16 protein-coding genes and 5 tRNA genes are annotated in these 17,818 nt (G+C 53.9%); all 21 read right to left on the bottom strand.

The genetic code is table 11. The annotated features are described in order from the left end of the window. Positions 1–20: 20 nt before the first annotated feature. The 21 genes from nadA to sucA all read right to left on the bottom strand — a co-directional run bounded on the left by nadA (position 21) and on the right by sucA (position 17,772). A complete protein-coding gene (gene nadA / locus AB8846_RS06040) occupies positions 21–1,064 on the bottom strand; it encodes a quinolinate synthase NadA (RefSeq protein ID WP_331412986.1) in 1,044 nt (347 codons plus the stop codon). 222 nt (positions 1,065–1,286) lie between these two features. Continuing rightward, a tRNA-Lys gene (locus AB8846_RS06035) sits at positions 1,287–1,362 on the bottom strand. 31 nt (positions 1,363–1,393) lie between these two features. Beyond that, positions 1,394–1,469 (bottom strand) — tRNA-Lys (locus AB8846_RS06030). A gap of 41 nt (positions 1,470–1,510) precedes the next feature. Then, a tRNA-Lys gene (locus tag AB8846_RS06025) sits at positions 1,511–1,586 on the bottom strand. 3 nt (positions 1,587–1,589) lie between these two features. Next, positions 1,590–1,665 (bottom strand) — tRNA-Val (locus AB8846_RS06020). Between the two features lie 27 nt (positions 1,666–1,692). Continuing rightward, positions 1,693–1,768: transfer RNA gene (locus tag AB8846_RS06015), tRNA-Lys, on the bottom strand. 161 nt (positions 1,769–1,929) lie between these two features. Then, entirely contained in the window at positions 1,930–2,721 is a 792-nt protein-coding gene (cpoB, locus tag AB8846_RS06010; protein ID WP_370732291.1) for a cell division protein CpoB, read from the bottom strand. 9 nt (positions 2,722–2,730) lie between these two features. Then, on the bottom strand, positions 2,731–3,252 hold the full coding sequence (gene pal, locus AB8846_RS06005; RefSeq protein WP_003858578.1) for a peptidoglycan-associated lipoprotein Pal: 522 nt from the start codon (positions 3,250–3,252) through the stop codon (positions 2,731–2,733). A gap of 35 nt (positions 3,253–3,287) precedes the next feature. Continuing rightward, on the bottom strand, positions 3,288–4,580 hold the full coding sequence (tolB, locus tag AB8846_RS06000; RefSeq protein WP_063143146.1) for a Tol-Pal system beta propeller repeat protein TolB: 1,293 nt from the start codon (positions 4,578–4,580) through the stop codon (positions 3,288–3,290). 134 nt (positions 4,581–4,714) lie between these two features. After that, positions 4,715–6,001 (bottom strand): cell envelope integrity protein TolA, encoded by a 1,287-nt coding sequence (gene tolA / locus AB8846_RS05995; RefSeq protein ID WP_370732290.1) that lies wholly within the window; start codon positions 5,999–6,001, stop codon positions 4,715–4,717. A 28-nt stretch (positions 6,002–6,029) separates the two neighbouring features. After that, positions 6,030–6,458 carry a colicin uptake protein TolR gene (gene tolR / locus AB8846_RS05990; protein WP_003858589.1) on the bottom strand — a complete coding sequence of 143 codons (429 nt, stop codon included), beginning with the start codon at positions 6,456–6,458 and terminating at the stop codon, positions 6,030–6,032. 3 nt (positions 6,459–6,461) lie between these two features. Beyond that, on the bottom strand, positions 6,462–7,154 hold the full coding sequence (gene tolQ / locus AB8846_RS05985) for a Tol-Pal system protein TolQ (RefSeq protein WP_008501101.1): 693 nt from the start codon (positions 7,152–7,154) through the stop codon (positions 6,462–6,464). Further along, positions 7,151–7,555 (bottom strand): tol-pal system-associated acyl-CoA thioesterase, encoded by a 405-nt coding sequence (ybgC, locus tag AB8846_RS05980; protein WP_003858593.1) that lies wholly within the window; start codon positions 7,553–7,555, stop codon positions 7,151–7,153. Before ybgC ends, tolQ begins: the two co-directional genes overlap by 4 nt. 148 nt (positions 7,556–7,703) lie before the next feature. Continuing rightward, entirely contained in the window at positions 7,704–7,994 is a 291-nt protein-coding gene (ybgE, locus tag AB8846_RS05975) for a cyd operon protein YbgE (RefSeq protein ID WP_133550023.1), read from the bottom strand. Beyond that, entirely contained in the window at positions 7,994–8,107 is a 114-nt protein-coding gene (cydX, locus tag AB8846_RS05970; protein WP_003858598.1) for a cytochrome bd-I oxidase subunit CydX, read from the bottom strand. Before cydX ends, ybgE begins: the two co-directional genes overlap by 1 nt. A gap of 14 nt (positions 8,108–8,121) precedes the next feature. Beyond that, positions 8,122–9,261 carry a cytochrome d ubiquinol oxidase subunit II gene (cydB, locus tag AB8846_RS05965; RefSeq protein WP_039261312.1) on the bottom strand — a complete coding sequence of 380 codons (1,140 nt, stop codon included), beginning with the start codon at positions 9,259–9,261 and terminating at the stop codon, positions 8,122–8,124. Positions 9,262–9,276: 15 nt separating this feature from the next. Next, positions 9,277–10,845: a cytochrome ubiquinol oxidase subunit I gene (cydA, locus tag AB8846_RS05960; RefSeq protein ID WP_063143149.1), complete on the bottom strand. Its 1,569-nt coding sequence runs from the start codon at positions 10,843–10,845 to the stop codon at positions 9,277–9,279. Positions 10,846–11,576: 731 nt separating this feature from the next. Next, the gene (gene sucD, locus AB8846_RS05955) at positions 11,577–12,446 is read right to left on the bottom strand and encodes a succinate--CoA ligase subunit alpha (RefSeq protein ID WP_008501094.1); all 870 of its coding nucleotides are present in this window, start codon (positions 12,444–12,446) and stop codon (positions 11,577–11,579) included. Next, on the bottom strand, positions 12,446–13,612 hold the full coding sequence (gene sucC / locus AB8846_RS05950; protein WP_047347067.1) for an ADP-forming succinate--CoA ligase subunit beta: 1,167 nt from the start codon (positions 13,610–13,612) through the stop codon (positions 12,446–12,448). Before sucC ends, sucD begins: the two co-directional genes overlap by 1 nt. 117 nt (positions 13,613–13,729) lie before the next feature. Beyond that, positions 13,730–14,950, bottom strand: a complete 1,221-nt coding sequence (gene odhB / locus AB8846_RS05945) for a 2-oxoglutarate dehydrogenase complex dihydrolipoyllysine-residue succinyltransferase (protein ID WP_041910762.1) — start codon at positions 14,948–14,950, stop codon at positions 13,730–13,732. Positions 14,951–14,964: 14 nt separating this feature from the next. Then, positions 14,965–17,772: a 2-oxoglutarate dehydrogenase E1 component gene (gene sucA, locus AB8846_RS05940; protein WP_063143153.1), complete on the bottom strand. Its 2,808-nt coding sequence runs from the start codon at positions 17,770–17,772 to the stop codon at positions 14,965–14,967. Positions 17,773–17,818: the final 46 nt, after the last annotated feature.

Genomic DNA, 17,818 nt, shown 5'->3' with positions numbered 1-17,818 from the left:
TTTCCCCGGGGCGTTTTGAATTAAGTACGTAGTGTAGCCGCAAAATCCAGCATGCGGTTAAGCGGAATCAACGCACCTTCACGCAGAGCGGCGTCGACATGGATTTCATGTGCTGAACCGCCTGTCTCGAGCCCTTCGGCAATGGCCTTCAGGCCGTTCATCGCCATCCACGGGCAATGCGCACAGCTGCGACACGTTGCGCCCTCGCCCGCCGTTGGCGCTTCAAGGAGCTCTTTCTCCGGCACGGCCTGCTGCATCTTGTAGAAGATACCGCGATCGGTCGCCACGATGAGCTGCTTGTGAGGCAACGTCCTGGCCGCGTTGATAAGCTGGCTGGTTGAGCCCACGGCATCCGCCATGTCGACTATCGACTGCGGTGATTCAGGGTGAACAAGGATCGCGGCGTCAGGATAAAGTGCCTTCATGCGCGCCAGCGCCTGGGTTTTGAATTCGTCATGCACAATGCAGGCACCCTGCCAGCAGAGGACGTCAGCCCCCGTCTGCTTCTGGACATAATTTCCAAGATGACGGTCAGGCGCCCAGATAATTTTCTCGCCCAGGCTGTCCAGATGTTCAATCAGCTCAACGGCGATGCTGGACGTGACCACCCAGTCTGCCCGCGCTTTTACCGCCGCGGATGTATTGGCGTAAACCACTACGGTCCGGTCAGGATGGGCGTCGCAGAAAGCGGTGAACTCGTCAATCGGGCAGCCGAGATCCAGCGAACACTCCGCGTTAAGCGTGGGCATCAGAATGGTTTTTTCAGGGCTCAGGATCTTTGCCGTTTCACCCATAAAACGCACGCCAGCAACCAGTAGCGTGGAAGCGGGATGTCTTGCACCGAAGCGTGCCATCTCCAGTGAGTCAGAAATACAGCCGCCGGTCTCTTCCGCCAGCTGCTGAATTTCCGGGTCGGTGTAGTAATGGGCCACCATCACCGCATCTCGTTCTTTGAGAAGACGTTTGATCTTCTCGCGATAGAATTGCTTTTCATCCTGGCTCAGCGGGACAGGCTTTGGCGGAAACGGATAGATTGCGGCTTCAGGATCAAACATCACACTCATTATGGCTTCTCGTTTTACTGGCTTAACAATATTGCCTTTCTTTTGCATGACATAGCAAAACGCGTGGCAATTGTGTTTTGTATACTAAACAAGATAGCGAATATGAGCGGAAAAGTCACCGGAAATAGGTGCGGGGAGCATTTGTTGGCTGGCGGCTTCGCCTTACCCGACATGCACCGTCGGCAGATAGCAAAAAGGCGCCTTTAGGGCGCCTTTCTACACTGGTGGGTCGTGCAGGATTCGAACCTGCGACCAATTGATTAAAAGTCAACTGCTCTACCAACTGAGCTAACGACCCCTTGCGGGATGTACTTCAAATTTATTCAGGCTGGTGGGTCGTGCAGGATTCGAACCTGCGACCAATTGATTAAAAGTCAACTGCTCTACCAACTGAGCTAACGACCCATCTGGGTATTGCCTGAATTATCACTCGGAACCAATAAAATTGGTGGGTCGTGCAGGATTCGAACCTGCGACCAATTGATTAAAAGTCAACTGCTCTACCAACTGAGCTAACGACCCGAGTGGTGGGTGATGACGGGCTCGAACCGCCGACCCCCTCCGTGTAAAGGAGATGCTCTACCAACTGAGCTAATCACCCACTCTGTACTGCCGGTAATGCGTTAAGTGGTGGGTCGTGCAGGATTCGAACCTGCGACCAATTGATTAAAAGTCAACTGCTCTACCAACTGAGCTAACGACCCACTTTTACGCTGTTTTCACGTTGTTTGATATCCCGTGGCAACGGCGGCATATATTACTGATTTAAGAATTCAGCGCAACAAAAATTTCGATGAAGATCACTTAACTGCTTACGAATCATGCTGCACGACCAGAAATAACGCGATTTCTGGTCATGCGGTAATCATCCCATCGAATTCAGACGTTTTTGCGCCTGCTTAGCACCTTCGGTACCCGGGAATTTAGAGACCACCTGCTGATAAACCGCTTTGGCTTTCGCAGTGTCGCCTTTGTCCTGCATGATGACGCCCACTTTGTACATCGCATCAGGCGCTTTTGGCGATTTCGGGTAATTTTTTACCACGGAGGCAAAATAAAACGCCGCATCGTCCTTTTTACCCTTGTTGTAATTCAGCTGACCGAGCCAGTAATTCGCATTTGGCTGATAAGTGGAATCAGGGTATTTCTTCACAAAGCTCTGAAACGCTGCAAGCGCGTCATCCTGACGAGATTGATCCTGCACCAGGGCAATCGCCGCGTTGTAGTCCGTATTCGCGTCACCGCTCTGTACAGGCGCACCTGTAGAAGCAGAAGCATCCGCAGCCGGAGCGGATGTCGCCGCACCGCTCTGATCGCCTGCTGCTGGCTGTGCTTGCGCACCACTACCGCTGCTCAGGCTATCTATCTGCAACAAGATTTGCTTCTGACGTTCCACAACCTGGTTAAGCTGATACTGGCTTTCCTGAATCTGACCGCGGAGAGAGTCAATATCATTCTGGTTATCGGAGAGCTGTTGCTGGAGTTGGGTTAAAAGCTGGCTGTGAGCGTTAGAAATACGCTCGAGTTGAGTGACCCGGTCTTCTACCGAGCCTGAGCCGACACTACTGATTGGTGCCTGAGCAAAAGCGGCCCAGGGGGCCGCTATTCCAACCAGTAACGACAGACTCAACAGATGATGTCTGAAGTTACTGCTCATGCAATTCTCTTAGTAAACCAGTACGGCACGACGGTTTTTGGAGTAAGCCGCTTCGTCGTGACCCAGTACTGCAGGTTTTTCTTTACCGTAAGAAACGATGGAGATCTGGTCAGCAGAAACGCCTTTACCCTGCAGGTACATTTTAACAGCGTTAGCACGACGTTCACCTAGGGAGATGTTGTACTCTGGAGTACCACGTTCGTCCGCGTGACCTTCTACGGTGACTTTGTAAGATGGGTTGCTACGCAGGAAGTTAGCGTGCGCATCCAGCATCGCAGCGAAGTCAGAACGGATGTCGTATTTATCCAGATCGAAGTAAACGATGTTGTTCTGCTGCAGCTGCTGCATCTGAAGACGCGCTTGCTCTTCAGAAGACATGTTGCCATTGCCGTTCGCGTCCATACCGGTGCCGGCACCCATCATGCCTTCGCCGCTCTGGTCATTGCTTGCGTTCTTGTTAGAAGAACACGCTGCGATTGCCATTACAGGCAGAGCGATCATCAGCCCCTTCAGCACTTTGTTCAGTTGCATTTCTATGATTCCTTTAGTAATCAATTAATTATTATTTACAGATACGGCGACCAGGCAGGTGATTTTACCTGTCCATCAGTTGCCGGAATACGCGCTTTGAAACGCCCATCTGTAGAAACCAGATTCAGCACAGATCCCATCCCCTGAGAAGAGCTGTAGATTACCATAGTGCCGTTAGGTGCCAGACTTGGCGTTTCATCCAGGAACGTTGACGACAGAACTTGAACGCCACCCGCTACCAGATCTTGTTTGGCAATGTGCTGCTGCCCACCGTTGGAGCTCACCATTACCATAAATTTACCGTCGCTGCTCACGTCTGAGTTCTGGTTCTGAGAACCTTCCCAGGTAATACGCTGCGGAGCACCGCCGTTGACGTTGACTTTATAGATTTGTGGACGGCCAGCCTGGTCAGAGGTAAACGCCAGGTTTTGACTGTCCGGGAACCATGAAGGTTCGGTGTTGTTGCTGCGACCGTCGGTCACCTGACGGATCTGACCAGAGCCAATGTCCATCACGTACAGATTAAGGCTACCGGTTTTTGACAGCGCAAACGCCAGTTTAGACCCGTCCGGAGAGAAGGAAGGCGCACCGTTGTGACGTGGGAAAGATGCCACCTGACGAACAGCACCGTTTGCCAGCGTCTGGATAACCAGCGCTGAACGGCCGCTTTCGAAGGTCACATAGGCCAGTTTAGAACCGTCCGGAGACCAGGCTGGAGACATCAGCGGCTGTGAAGAACGTTTCACCAGGAACTGGTTATAGCCGTCGTAGTCAGATACGCGCAGCTCATACGGGAACTGACCACCGTTGGTCTGCACCACATAAGCAATACGGGTACGGAACGCCCCTTTAATGCCGGTCAGTTTTTCAAATACCGCATCGCTGGCAGCGTGTGCCGCATAGCGCAGGTACTGCTTAGTGACCTTGTAAGAGTTCTGTGCCAGAACGGTACCCGGTGCACCGCCGGTATCCACCAGCTGCCAGGCCACGTTGTAGGAGCCGTCCGGGTTAGGCGTAACCTGACCCACAACCACGGCATCAATACCCAGCGCAGACCATGCCGCAGGCTGTACTTCCTGCGCGCTACCCGGCTGCTGAGGCAGACGAGAACGATCTAACGGGTTGAATTTACCGCTGTTACGCAGGTCAGCCGCCACGATGCCACCGGCATCTTCAGGTGCAGCGCCAGGACCGGCCCACTGGAACGGAACAACACCGATTGGGCGTGCCGAGTCCACCCCCTGGGTGATCTCGATACGTACTTCTGCGTGCAGTACTGCTGCCCACAGCATTAAAAAACCAAATGCTACACGTAATGCCTGCTTCATCATATCTCCCTTATCTGGGTAACCTTACCCGCGATAATTTAGCAGAATGTTAACAAACTCAAATAGACAAAACTACCAGAACCCTGTGACTAAACCTGGTCTATTTTTCCCCGTTTGCACGGGGAAAATGTAACTTAAGGTTTGAAGTCCAGCGGCGCATTTTTGAAGACTTCGTAAACTGCCTGAGACGGCGGTTTAGGCATCTTCGCCTGACGCGCTGCAGCCAGGGCCGCAGTACATAAAGCCGGGTCGCCACCTTCAGACTTAATATCGAGCAGCATGCCGTCCGGAGCCAGTTTTATACGCAACGTACACGTTTTACCGGTATAGGAAGACGCATCATAGAATCGGCTTTCAATAGCGGATTTAATCTGCGCGGCATAACCGTTGATTTCAGCCCCTGTCGCACCGTTACTCTTAGTGTTACCACTTCCCGTCGGCGCTGCGTTGTTTCCTTTCGCCCCACCGCCCGTTTTCGGTGCATTCTTACCGGAGCTCAAATCGCCCAGTAGATCGTCAACCCCTGCGGCAGCAGCGGCTTTTTCAGCGGCGGCAGCCTTTTTGGCAGCCGCTTTTTCAGCTGCTGCTTTCTTATCAGCAGCGGCTTTCTCAGCTGCAGCTTTCTTATCGGCAGCAGCCTTCTCAGCTGCAGCTTTTTTATCGGCAGCGGCTTTTTCAGCAGCGGCAGCTTTTTCTGCAGCCGCTTTCTCAGCAGCAGCCGCTTTCTTCGCAGCCTCGGCAGCAGCTTTCTTCTCTGCGTCCTGAGCGGCTTTCTTCGCGGCTTCGGCTTCCGCTTTCTTCTGAGCATCGGCAGCAGCTTTCTTCGCGGCTTCGGCTTCAGCTTTCTTCTGGGCATCAGCTGCGGCTTTCTTCGCGGCTTCCGCTTCAGCTTTCTTCTGAGCATCAGCAGCGGCTTTCTTGGCCGCTTCTGCCGCTAATTTTGCCTGGGCATCAGCCTGTGCTTTGGCGTCCGCTGCGGCTTTTGCTGCCGCCTCTTCCGCCTGCTTTTGCTGTTCCTGTGCTTTCTTCGCGGCCTCTTCGGCTTGTTTCTGCTGTTCCGCCTGCTCTTTCGCGGCTTCCTGCGCCTGCAAACGTTCTTTCTCAAGCTGCTTCAGACGCTCCTGCTCTGCGGCCTGCTTTTCACGCAGTTCTTCCGCCTGCTGTTGCGACTGTTTTTCACGCTGCTCTTCAGCCCGTTTGGCACTCGCCTTCTGCTGTTGCTCGCGATTATTGTTCTGTACTACCGCACCGGGATCCACCATCACGGCGTCAATGGAAGACCCTCCACCGCCGCCGGCTGATGCATCAATATGCTCGTCGAACGAACTCCAGATCAGCGCTGCAAAGAGAATAACGTGCAGCACTGCGGAGACGATTATCGCTCGCTTAAGCTTGTCGTTCTGTTCGGTTGCCTTTGACACTATCGGTTCCCAAAAACTACGCGGATGATCAAATAGGTTGGGTCATTAAGCCAACTGACTTAACACCCGCACTATGTAGCAAGTTCAGCGCTTTAATAATTTCATCGTAGGGTACGTCTTTTGCGCCACCGATTAAGAAGACCGTTTTCGGATTTGACTCCAGGCGACGCTGTGCCTCAGCAATAACCTGCTCAGGCGGCAGCTGATCCATACGATCTTTCTCTACCACGACGCTGTATTGCCCTACGCCGGAAACCTCAATGATAACCGGAGGATCGTCATTGGTGCTCACCGCCTGGGATTCTGTCGCATCCGGCAGATCCACTTCCACGCTCTGGGTAATGATTGGCGCTGTCGCCATGAAGATCAGCAGCAGTACCAACAGGACGTCCAGCAGTGGAACGATATTGATTTCGGACTTGAGCTCGCGACGACCTCGTCCACGCGATCTGGCCATGGTTTACCCCTTGTTGCTCTCGGTGCTGGTAAACGCCTGACGGTGCAGAATCGCAGTGAACTCTTCCATAAAGTTGTCGTAGTTCAGTTCCAGTTTGTTCACGCGCTGGTTCAGACGGTTGTATGCCATAACCGCCGGAATTGCCGCAAACAGACCGATAGCGGTCGCAATCAGTGCTTCAGCGATACCCGGTGCAACCATCTGCAACGTCGCCTGCTTCACCGCGCCCAGCGCGATAAAGGCGTGCATGATCCCCCACACGGTACCAAACAGGCCGATATACGGGCTGATGGAACCGACAGTGCCGAGGAATGGAATATGCGTTTCAAGGTTTTCCAGCTCGCGGTTCATAGAGATGCGCATCGCACGCGAGGCACCTTCCACCACCGCTTCCGGCGCATGATTGTTTGCACGATGCAGACGGGCAAACTCTTTGAAACCGCTATAAAAAATTTGCTCGGAGCCTGTAAGGTTTTCACGGCGCCCCTGGCTTTCCTGATACAGACGAGAAAGCTCAATACCCGACCAGAACTTATCTTCAAACGCTTCGGCTTCACGGCCAGCGGCATTGAGGATACGCGTTCTCTGGATGATGATGGCCCAGGATGCGATTGAAAAACCAATCAAAATCAACATGATAAGTTTAACCAGAAGGCTTGCCTTCAGGAACAAATCAAGGATATTCATGTCAGTCACTGCTTAAACTCCGCGACAATAGACTTAGGAAGCGCACGAGGCTTCATTATGGTTGGATCAACACAAACAATCAGCACTTCAGCTGAGTTCAGTACGGTATTCTCTGCGTTGACTATCCGCTGCGTGAAAACCAGTGAGGTCCCGCGCATTGATGTAATTTCAGTTTGGACTTCGAGCATATCGTCGAGTCTGGCAGGCGCAAAATACTCAAGCGTCATCTTGCGAACCACGAAGGCAACTCGCTCAGCCAACAGCACCTGTTGACTAAAGTGATGATGGCGCAGCATCTCTGTGCGTGCCCGTTCATAAAAAGCAACGTAGCTGGCGTGGTAAACCACACCACCGGCATCGGTATCTTCGTAATAGACACGAACCGGCCATCGAAACAGCGTTGTATTCACTTTACATCCCGGTAATGCAACAAAAGTTAATGCTTTTAAACTTCGCTACTATACGCGCGGGAATGATGGTTTGGAATGGGAGAAAGTAAACGGAGAGTAAATTTTTATGGGCTCGGGTAAGCCCATAACGTTAACGGACATTTCTTATTCAGAAGAAGAAGAAAATCAAACCGGCGAGAAGCACCAGATCGGCAATCAGCGGGCAAAAAATTCCCTGCCAGTGAACGGCTTTCGGACGAAAGCCCACGCCGTGGATCACACCTGCGCACACCGCCCACATAATGAGGAAGCCGTGCCAGATTTCAAGCTCGCTGGTTTTCGCTGCAAAGCGCGAAGGGTCCCAGAAGATACAACCTGCCAGCAGTAATGCCATCACTAAAGAAAGCGCCCGTAACGGGCGCTTATCCATTACCGCATATAACATTGCGATAATATTCATTAGTGTTTTTCTTCACCCGCTTTGGTCGCTTCGACGTGCTCAAGCGCCAGGGCAGTGATGACACCAAATGCACAGGCAAGAAGCGTCCCTAAAATCCATGCGAAATACCACATATTCAGCTCCTTACTTAGTACATAGAGTGGGTGTTGCTTTCGATATGTTCTTTAGTGATGCGACCGAACATTTTCCAGTAACACCAGGTGGTGTAGAGCAGGATAATCGGTACGAACACGCAAGCAACATACGTCATCAGGTTCAGCGTCAGCTGGCTGGAGGTTGCATCCCACATGGTCAGGCTAGCATTCAGCATGGTGCTGGATGGCATCACGAATGGGAACATCGCAATACCCGCCGTCAGGATGATGCACGCCAGGGTCAGTGATGAGAACACGAACGCCAGAGCGCCTTTCTCCAGACGAGACGTCAGCACGGTCAGCAGCGGCAGCAGCACGCCCAGAGCAGGAATAGCCCACAGCGCAGGGGTGTTGTTAAAGTTCACCAGCCAGGCTCCCGCCTGACGCGCCACTTCTTTGGTCAGCGGGTTAGACGGTGCAGTATGGTTAATCGCAGATGTCACCACGTAACCATCAATACCGTACACTACCCACACACCGGCCAGTGCGAAGCAGACCAGCGTCACCAGCGCGGCAACCTGAGCCGTCGCGCGAGAACGCAGGTGCAGTTCACCAACCGTGCGCATCTGCAGATAGGTTGCGCCCTGAGTGATGATCATCGCCACGCTCACCACGCCGGCCAGCAGACCAAACGGGTTCAGCAGCTGGAAGAAGTTACCGGTGTAGTAAAGACGCATGTATTCGTCCAGGTGGAACGGCACGCCCTGCAGCAGGTTACCGAACGCCACGCCGATCACCAGCGGTGGAACGAAGCTACCGATGAAGATGCCCCAGTCCCACATGTTGCGCCAGCGGGTATCTTCAATCTTGGAACGGTAGTCGAAACCGACCGGACGGAAGAATAAAGAGGCCAGCACCAGGATCATCGCCACGTAGAAGCCGGAGAACGCAGCCGCGTAGACCATCGGCCAGGCAGCAAACAGCGCGCCGCCTGCGGTGATCAGCCACACCTGGTTACCGTCCCAGTGCGGGGCGATGGAGTTGATCATGATTCGACGCTCGGTGTCATTACGACCGAGGAAACGGGTGAGCATCCCCACCCCCATGTCGAAACCATCCGTGACGGCGAAACCGATCAGCAGAACGCCGACCAACAGCCACCAGATAAAACGCAATACTTCATAATCGATCATTTGATGACTCCTGTCTTAGCGTGCCGGCTGAGTAGTCGCAGTGGACTGCTCGTAGTGATAGCGACCGGTTTTCAGGCTGCTTGGGCCAAGGCGCGCGAACTTGAACATCAGGAACAGTTCAGCCACCAGGAACAGGGTGTACAGACCACAAATCAGCAGCATGGAGAAGATCAGATCGCCCGCTGTCAGGGATGAGTTCGCTACCGCCGTTGGCAGTACCTCACCAATCGCCCATGGCTGACGGCCATACTCCGCAACAAACCAGCCGGATTCGATCGCGATCCACGGCAGTGGAATACCGTACAGCGCGGTGCGCAGCAGCCATTTTTTCTCGCCGATGCGGTTGCGGATCACGGACCAGAAGGACGCCGCAATGATCAGCAGCATGATGATGCCGCAGCCCACCATGATACGGAATGCGAAGTACAGTGGCGCAACGCGTGGAATCGAGTCTTTGGTTGCCATCTGGATCTGCGCTTCTGTCGCATCAGAAACGTTCGGGGTATAGCGTTTCAGGAGCAGACCGTAACCCAGATCTTTCTTCACACTGTTGAACTGGTCGCGAACAGCCTGATCGGTAGAACCAGCACGCAGCTGTTCCAGCAGCGAGTAGGCTTTCATACCGTTACGGATACGCTCTTCGTGCTGAACCATCAGCTCTTTCAGACCGGTCACCTGCTTATCAACAGAACGAGTGGCGATGATACCCAGTGCGTAAGGGATTTGAATAGCGAAGCGGTTTTCCTGCGCGTCCTGATCGGGAACACCGAACAGCGTGAAGGCAGCAGGCGCCGGTTGGGTTTCCCATTCGGCTTCAATTGCGGCCAGTTTGGTTTTCTGCACGTCACCCATTTCGTAACCGGATTCATCACCCAGAACGATAACAGAGAGGATTGCAGCCATACCAAAGCTTGCAGCGATAGCAAAGGAGCGCTTAGCAAACGCGAAGTCACGACCGCGCAGCATGTAATAAGAACTGATACCCAGGACAAACATCGCGCCGCACACATAGCCAGAAGCGACGGTGTGAACGAATTTAACCTGCGCAACCGGGTTCAGGACCAGCTCGGCAAAGCTGACCATCTCCATACGCATGGTTTCGAAGTTGAAATCAGACGCGATAGGGTTCTGCATCCAGCCGTTCGCTACCAGGATCCACAGCGCGGACAGGTTCGAACCTAATGCAACCAGCCAGGTCACCGCCATATGCTGGACTTTACCCAGACGGTCCCAGCCGAAGAAGAACAGACCTACAAAGGTGGATTCGAGGAAGAAGGCCATCAGACCTTCAATGGCCAGCGGCGCACCGAAGATATCCCCTACATAGTGGGAATAGTAAGACCAGTTAGTCCCGAACTGGAACTCCATGGTCAGACCGGTTGCCACGCCCAGTGCGAAGTTGATACCAAACAACTTGCCCCAGAACTTGGTCATATCTTTATAAATCTGTTTGCCGGAGAGAACGTATACCGTTTCCATAATGGCCAGCAGGAACGCCATACCGAGCGTCAGTGGCACAAACAGGAAGTGGTACATCGCGGTCAAGGCAAACTGTAAGCGCGACAGTTCGACTATATCTAACATCATGACTCCTTGCTCATCGCATGAAGACTCCGAGAGTGAACCCCGTCAGAGAGAGATCCACACGCATGCCCCAATACAAATTATTCGCATCCTTGTCGTCGTTATTACCCTAAAGGAGGATAAAAACGATGACGTGAGGTTACAAATACGTTAATAAAAAACTCAAATTGATCCCGCAAATATAATACGCTGCAAAACCCTTACAATAAACAGGTTTTTATTGAATCACATTTACGTTTTTCGACGGTGATCAATTTATAGCAAAATTACCACTTTTCGGCCATTTTGATCGGGGACAATTTAGCGCCTTTTGATGGGTTTTTCCAAGGATTAAACTTTGATTTAAATCAAAAACAATCCGTTATGTTAATTGTGTTCTGATGCGGTGAACATAGTAAAGACCATGTTAAAGATATGTATATAAAATACAATTAAGGTTATCGAATTGACGGGTGAATATAAACAGAAGTGATTTTTATTAACCTAGTAGTCTGAATGCCTCATTTATTCAGGACATAAATTTTAGTGGGTTTTTCGTTTTTTTCCATCTTCTCTCTTTAAGGTAAATAAATAACAATTATTTTACTTTTACACCCTCTCTAATTAACACCTATTTGTGACTATTGCATGACGTCCGGCAGGCAATAAAAAAGGCCGCTTTACAGCGGCCAACCATGTCGAAACGGACATTTTTATACTTCAACGCCCCCCTTTCGGGGAGCAGAGAGGACTTACTTAATGATGGATTTCAGTGCTTCGCCGATATCCGCCAGGCTGCGAACGGTTTTCACGCCTGCGGCTTCCAGCGCTGCGAATTTCTCATCAGCCGTACCTTTACCACCGGCGATGATCGCGCCTGCGTGACCCATACGCTTGCCTTTCGGCGCGGTCACACCCGCGATGTAACCCACAACCGGCTTGGTCACGTGTTCTTTGATGTAAGCAGCCGCTTCTTCTTCCGCGCTACCACCGATCTCACCGATCATTACGATCGCTTCGGTCTGTGGATCTTCCTGGAACAGCTTCAGGATGTCGATGAAGTTAGAGCCCGGGATCGGGTCACCGCCGATGCCCACACAGGTGGACTGGCCGAAGCCGTAGTCGGTAGTCTGCTTAACGGCTTCATAGGTCAGGGTACCGGAACGGGACACGATGCCCACTTTGCCCGGCTTGTGAATGTGGCCCGGCATGATGCCGATTTTGCATTCGCCCGGGGTGATAACGCCAGGGCAGTTCGGGCCGATCATGCGCACGCCTGCTTCATCCAGCTTCACCTTCACGGTCAGCATATCCAGCGTCGGGATGCCTTCAGTGATGGTGATGATCAGCTTGATGCCTGCGTCGATCGCTTCCAGAATGGAATCTTTGCAGAACGGCGCCGGAACGTAGATCACGGTCGCGGTTGCGCCCGTCGCTTCTACGGCTTCACGCACGGTGTTGAACACCGGCAGGCCCAGGTGCGTGGTGCCGCCTTTACCTGGCGTTACGCCGCCAACCATCTGCGTGCCGTAGGCAATCGCCTGTTCGGAGTGGAAAGTCCCCTGGCTACCGGTGAAGCCCTGGCAGATAACCTTGGTATCTTTATTAATTAAAACTGACATTATTTCCCCTCCACTGCGGCAACAACCTGCTGAGCTGCATCCGTCAGACTTTTCGCTGCAATAATATTCAGGCCGCTGTCAGCCAGTTTTTTCGCGCCGAGTTCAGCGTTGTTACCTTCCAGACGCACAACAACCGGAACGTTAACACCCACTTCTTCTACCGCACCGATGATACCGTCGGCGATCAGGTCACAGCGGACGATGCCGCCGAAGATGTTAACCAGAACGGCCTTCACGTTGTCGTCAGAGAGGATGATTTTGAACGCTTCGGTTACGCGCTCTTTGGTTGCGCCACCGCCTACGTCGAGGAAGTTAGCTGGCTCACCGCCGTGCAGCTTAACGATGTCCATGGTGCCCATTGCCAGGCCCGCACCGTTAACCATACAGCCGATGTTGCCGTCCAGCGCCACGTAGTTCAGCTCCCACTGTGCAGCCTGCGCTTCACGCGGGTCTTCCTGAGACTGATCGCGCATTTCGCGCAGATCGGACTGACGGAACAGCGCGTTGCCGTCAGCGCCCAGCTTGCCGTCGAGGCAGATCAGGTCGCCCTGGGTGGTGATCACCAGCGGGTTGATCTCGATCAGCGCCAGGTCGCGCTCCAGGAAGATGTTCGCCAGACCCATGAAGATTTTGGTGAACTGCTGAACCAGCTTGCCTTCCAGACCCAGTTTGAACGCCAGCTCGCGACCCTGGTAAGGCATTGGGCCCGCCAGCGGATCGATTGCCACTTTGTGGATCAGGTGCGGGGTCTCTTCCGCCACTTTCTCGATTTCCACGCCGCCTTCGGTAGACGCCATGAACACCACGCGACGGGAGCTACGGTCAACAACCGCGCCCAGGTACAGTTCTTTCGCGATGTCGGTCGCCGCTTCAACCAGGATCTGGTTAACCGGCTGGCCGTTCGCATCTGTCTGGTACGTTACCAGACGCTTGCCGAGCCAATGTTCAGCAAACGCACGAATCTCTTCTTTGCTCTTAACAACCTTCACACCGCCCGCTTTACCACGGCCACCAGCGTGAACCTGACACTTAACTACCCACGGGCCGGCACCGATTTTAGATGCAGCTTCTTCTGCTTCACGCGGGGTAGTACAGGCATAACCCACCGGAGCCGGTAAGCCATACCGGGCAAACAGCTGTTTGGCCTGATATTCATGTAAGTTCATGTGTTCTATCCATCCTTCAGGGTAATCGTTATCTTCAAACCTGTAGACCGGCGCAGTCTGTGTGCCGGATGGCGCTACGCTTATCCGGCCTACAGGGCAGGTGATGCTAAATAGTCACTAGACGTCCAGCAGCAGACGCGTTGGATCTTCCAGCAGCTCTTTAATCGCGACCAGGAAGCCCACGGACTCGCGGCCGTCGATCAGGCGGTGGTCGTAAGAGAGCGCCAGGTACATCATTGGCAGGATCTCCACTTTACCGTCTACCGCCATCGGGCGATCTTTAATGGCATGCATACCCAGGATCGCGCTCTGCGGCGGGTTAATGATCGGGGTAGACATCAGCGAGCCGAATACGCCGCCGTTGGTAATGGTGAAGTTACCGCCGGTCAGGTCGTCTACGGTCAGCTTGCCGTCGCGGCCTTTAACAGCCAGCTCTTTAATGTTTTTCTCGATGTCAGCCATACCCAGGGTATCCACATCACGCAGAACCGGCGTTACCAGGCCACGTGGGGTAGAAACCGCCATGCTGACGTCGAAATAGTTGTGGTAAACCACGTCATCGCCATCAATAGACGCGTTAACTTCCGGATAGCGTTTCAGCGCTTCAACTACCGCTTTCACATAGAAGGACATAAAGCCCAGACGGATACCGTGACGTTTTTCAAACGCGTCACCGTACTGCTTACGCAGGTCCATGATTGGCTTCATGTTCACTTCGTTGAAGGTGGTCAGCATCGCGGTGGAGTTTTTCGCCTCCAGCAGACGCTCGGCCACGCGCTTACGCAGGCGAGTCATTGGCACGCGTTTTTCGCTGCGGGCGCCCAGAGCAGGCTGTGCTGCCGGTGCTGCCACAGGGGCTTTCGCTTCTGCCTGAGCAGGCGCTTTCGCCAGGTGCTTGTCGATGTCTTCGCGGGTCAGACGACCGCCCACACCGGTGCCTTTGATGGCTGCCGGGTCAAGGCTGTGTTCAGCCAGCAGGCGACGGATCGCCGGGCTGAGGGCGTCGTTAGACTGTTCTTCCAGAGAAGCCTGCTGGCGCTGAGCCGGCGTAGAGGCTTTCTCTTCAGATTTCGCGCTGGACTCTTTGCCCGCGCTGTTGCCTTCACGCAGGCGACCCAGGATCTGACGAGAGGTGACGGTAGTACCTTCATCTTCCAGCACCGCGTCCAGAACGCCATCCGCCGAAGCCGGTACTTCCAGTACCACTTTGTCAGTTTCGATTTCTACCAGCACTTCATCGCGCTTAACGGCATCGCCTGGTTTTTTGTGCCAGGTAGCGACGGTCGCATCTGCTACGGATTCAGGCAGGTCGGGAACAAGAATATCTACGCTACTCATTTTGTATCCTTTAATTAATCGACGTTCAGCGCGTCATTGACCAGATCTTGTTGCTGCTTCTGGTGAACGGACATATACCCTACCGCCGGAGAGGCGGAGGCCGGGCGACCTGCATAGCGCAGGGCTGACCCAAATGGAATCACTTCACGGAAATGATGCTGGCTGCAGTACCATGCGCCCTGGTTGAGCGGCTCTTCCTGGCACCAGACAAAATCATGTACGTGAGCATATTGTTTCAGCACTTCCTGCATCGCCTGATGCGGGAACGGATAAAGCTGTTCGATACGCACGATGGCGACATCTTTCTGATCGTTCTTGCGGCGCTGTTCCAGCAGGTCGTAATAAACCTTACCAGAACACATTACGACACGCTTCACGGCCTGCGGATCCAGCTCGTCAACTTCACCGATGGCCGGCTGGAAGGTACCGTTCGCCAGTTCTTCCAGGCTGGACACCGCCAGCGGATGACGCAGCAGGGATTTTGGCGACATCACCACCAGCGGACGGCGCATACCGCGCAGCGCCTGACGGCGCAGCATGTGGTAGACCTGAGCCGGGGTGGACGGCACGCAGACCTGCATGTTCTGCTCGGCGCAGAGCTGCAGATAACGTTCCAGACGCGCGGAGGAGTGCTCCGGACCCTGCCCTTCATAACCGTGCGGCAGCAGCATCACCAGGCCACACATACGGCCCCATTTCTGCTCGCCGGAAGAGATGAACTGGTCGATAACTACCTGCGCGCCGTTGGCGAAGTCGCCGAACTGCGCTTCCCAGATGGTCAGGGTGCGTGGTTCAGCGGTGGCGTAACCGTATTCGAAGGCCAGCACCGCTTCTTCAGACAGCACGGAGTCCCAGACCTTAAACTGGCCCTGACCGTTGTGCACGTGCTGCAGCGGGGTGTAGGTTGAACCGTTGGACTGGTTGTGAACAACCGCGTGACGGTGGAAGAAGGTACCACGGCCCGCATCTTCACCGGACAGACGAACAGGAATGCCTTCGTCAACCAGCGTTGCGTAGGCCAGCGTTTCCGCACCGCCCCAGTCAAACAGCTTCTCACCTGCCGCCATGGACTGGCGGTCAGCGTAGATTTTCTGCACGCGAGACTGCATCTCGATAGCGTCCGGTACGGTGCTGATGCGTTTAGCCAGCTCCTGCAGGCGCTTCATCTCAACCTTGTTCGGGTAGCTCTCATCCCACTCGTGGTTGAGGTACGGCGACCAGGTAAAGGAGTGCATGTTCATCGGACGCAGCTCTTTCACCACGCATTCACCCGCATCCAGCGCGTCGCGGTAGAGGTTGACCAGCTCGGTCGCATCTTCCAGCGTCGCCACTTTGTCCGCTTCCAGCTTGTCAGCATAGATTTTGCGCGGCGTTGGGTGTTTTTTGATTTTCTGATACATCAACGGCTGGGTTGCACTTGGCTCATCCGCTTCGTTGTGGCCGTGACGGCGGTAGCAGAAGAGGTCAATGAACACATCGCGTTTAAAGGTATTACGGAAGTCCAGCGCCAGACGGGTAACGAAAGCCACGGCTTCCGGGTCATCCGCGTTAACGTGGAAGATTGGCGCCTGCACCATCTTACCGATGTCTGTGCAGTACGGGGTAGAACGCGCATCCAGCGGGTTAGAGGTGGTAAAGCCCACCTGGTTGTTGATCACGATGCGAACGGTACCGCCCACTTCGTAACCACGCGCTTTCGACATGTTCAGGGTTTCCTGAACCACGCCCTGCCCTGTTACCGCCGCATCACCGTGGATGGTGATAGGCAGCACTTTATTGCTGCTCGGTTCGTCCAGACGATCCAGACGCGCACGCACGGAACCGATAACCACCGGGCTAACGATTTCCAGGTGTGACGGGTTAAACGCCAGCGCCAGGTGAACCAGACCGCCTTCGGTTTCGATATCAGACGAGAAGCCCATGTGGTACTTCACGTCGCCGGTGCCGAGGTGTTCTTTATGTTTGCCCGCGAATTCGTCGAACAGGTCCTGCGGTTTTTTACCCAGCACGTTGATCAGTACGTTCAGACGGCCGCGGTGCGCCATACCCAGAACGACTTCACGGGTACCGCTCTTGCCTGCGTGACGAATCAGCTCTTTCAGCATCGGCACCAGCGCGTCGCCGCCTTCCAGCGAGAAGCGTTTTGCGCCCGGGAATTTCGCGCCCAGATAGCGCTCAAGCCCTTCCGCTGCGGTCAGTTCGTTCAGGAAGCGTTTTTTCTCGTCAGCCGAGAAGGTCGCGTGGCCCGCTACGGATTCGATGCGCTGCTGGATCCAGCGTTTCTCTTCGGTAGAGGTAATGTGCATGTATTCCGCGCCGATGGAGCCGCAGTAGGTTTGCTTGAGCGCGTCAATCAAATCGCCCAGCTTCATCGTGTCTTTGCCGATGGCAAAGGAACCTACGTTAAAGCTTTCCTGGAAATCGGCCTCGGTCAGATCGTGATACGCCGGATCGAGATCGGCCACACGGTCTTGTTTCCACAGTCCCAGCGGATCGAGATTCGCATGCTGGTGACCGCGGAAGCGATAAGCGTTGATAAGCTGCAGGACTTTAACCTGCTTCGCATTGGTGTCAGGGTCGGAAATCGCAGAAGAGTAACGTGAGGCATCCTTCGCCAGACGACGGAAATAATCACGTGTTTTGGAATGGAATTGATCCGGTTTGACCCCTGTGCCAGGCAACTGCTGGAACATGGAACGCCAGTTTGCGTCCACTGAGTCAGGATCGGTTAAGAAGTCTTCATAGAGCTGTTCAATCCAGCTCTGGTTCGCACCAGAAAGGAAAGAAGAGTCCAGCCAGGCTTTCATTGCGCCGTTCTGCATCGTGATCCCTTAAGCATTTTTATGCTTACTTTCGCCGTAGAAACTA

It is taken from the genome of Enterobacter sp. KB-221C9, assembly GCF_041320715.1.
Taxonomy (GTDB): Bacteria; Pseudomonadota; Gammaproteobacteria; order Enterobacterales; family Enterobacteriaceae; genus Enterobacter; species Enterobacter asburiae_D.
Note: the sequence above shows the minus strand (reverse complement) of the source record. Positions and strands in the feature narration are given on the sequence as shown.

Coding starts and splice junctions, on each gene's coding strand:
- nadA (WP_331412986.1), bottom strand. CDS start 1,064: ATGAGTGTGATGTTTGATCCTGAAGCCGCAATCTATCCGTTTCCGCCA.
- cpoB (WP_370732291.1), bottom strand. CDS start 2,721: ATGAGCAGTAACTTCAGACATCATCTGTTGAGTCTGTCGTTACTGGTT.
- pal (WP_003858578.1), bottom strand. CDS start 3,252: ATGCAACTGAACAAAGTGCTGAAGGGGCTGATGATCGCTCTGCCTGTA.
- tolB (WP_063143146.1), bottom strand. CDS start 4,580: ATGAAGCAGGCATTACGTGTAGCATTTGGTTTTTTAATGCTGTGGGCA.
- tolR (WP_003858589.1), bottom strand. CDS start 6,458: ATGGCCAGATCGCGTGGACGAGGTCGTCGCGAGCTCAAGTCCGAAATC.
- ybgE (WP_133550023.1), bottom strand. CDS start 7,994: ATGAATATTATCGCAATGTTATATGCGGTAATGGATAAGCGCCCGTTA.
- cydX (WP_003858598.1), bottom strand. CDS start 8,107: ATGTGGTATTTCGCATGGATTTTAGGGACGCTTCTTGCCTGTGCATTT.
- cydB (WP_039261312.1), bottom strand. CDS start 9,261: ATGATCGATTATGAAGTATTGCGTTTTATCTGGTGGCTGTTGGTCGGC.
- cydA (WP_063143149.1), bottom strand. CDS start 10,845: ATGTTAGATATAGTCGAACTGTCGCGCTTACAGTTTGCCTTGACCGCG.
- sucD (WP_008501094.1), bottom strand. CDS start 12,446: ATGTCAGTTTTAATTAATAAAGATACCAAGGTTATCTGCCAGGGCTTC.
- sucC (WP_047347067.1), bottom strand. CDS start 13,612: ATGAACTTACATGAATATCAGGCCAAACAGCTGTTTGCCCGGTATGGC.
- odhB (WP_041910762.1), bottom strand. CDS start 14,950: ATGAGTAGCGTAGATATTCTTGTTCCCGACCTGCCTGAATCCGTAGCA.
- sucA (WP_063143153.1), bottom strand. CDS start 17,772: ATGCAGAACGGCGCAATGAAAGCCTGGCTGGACTCTTCTTTCCTTTCT.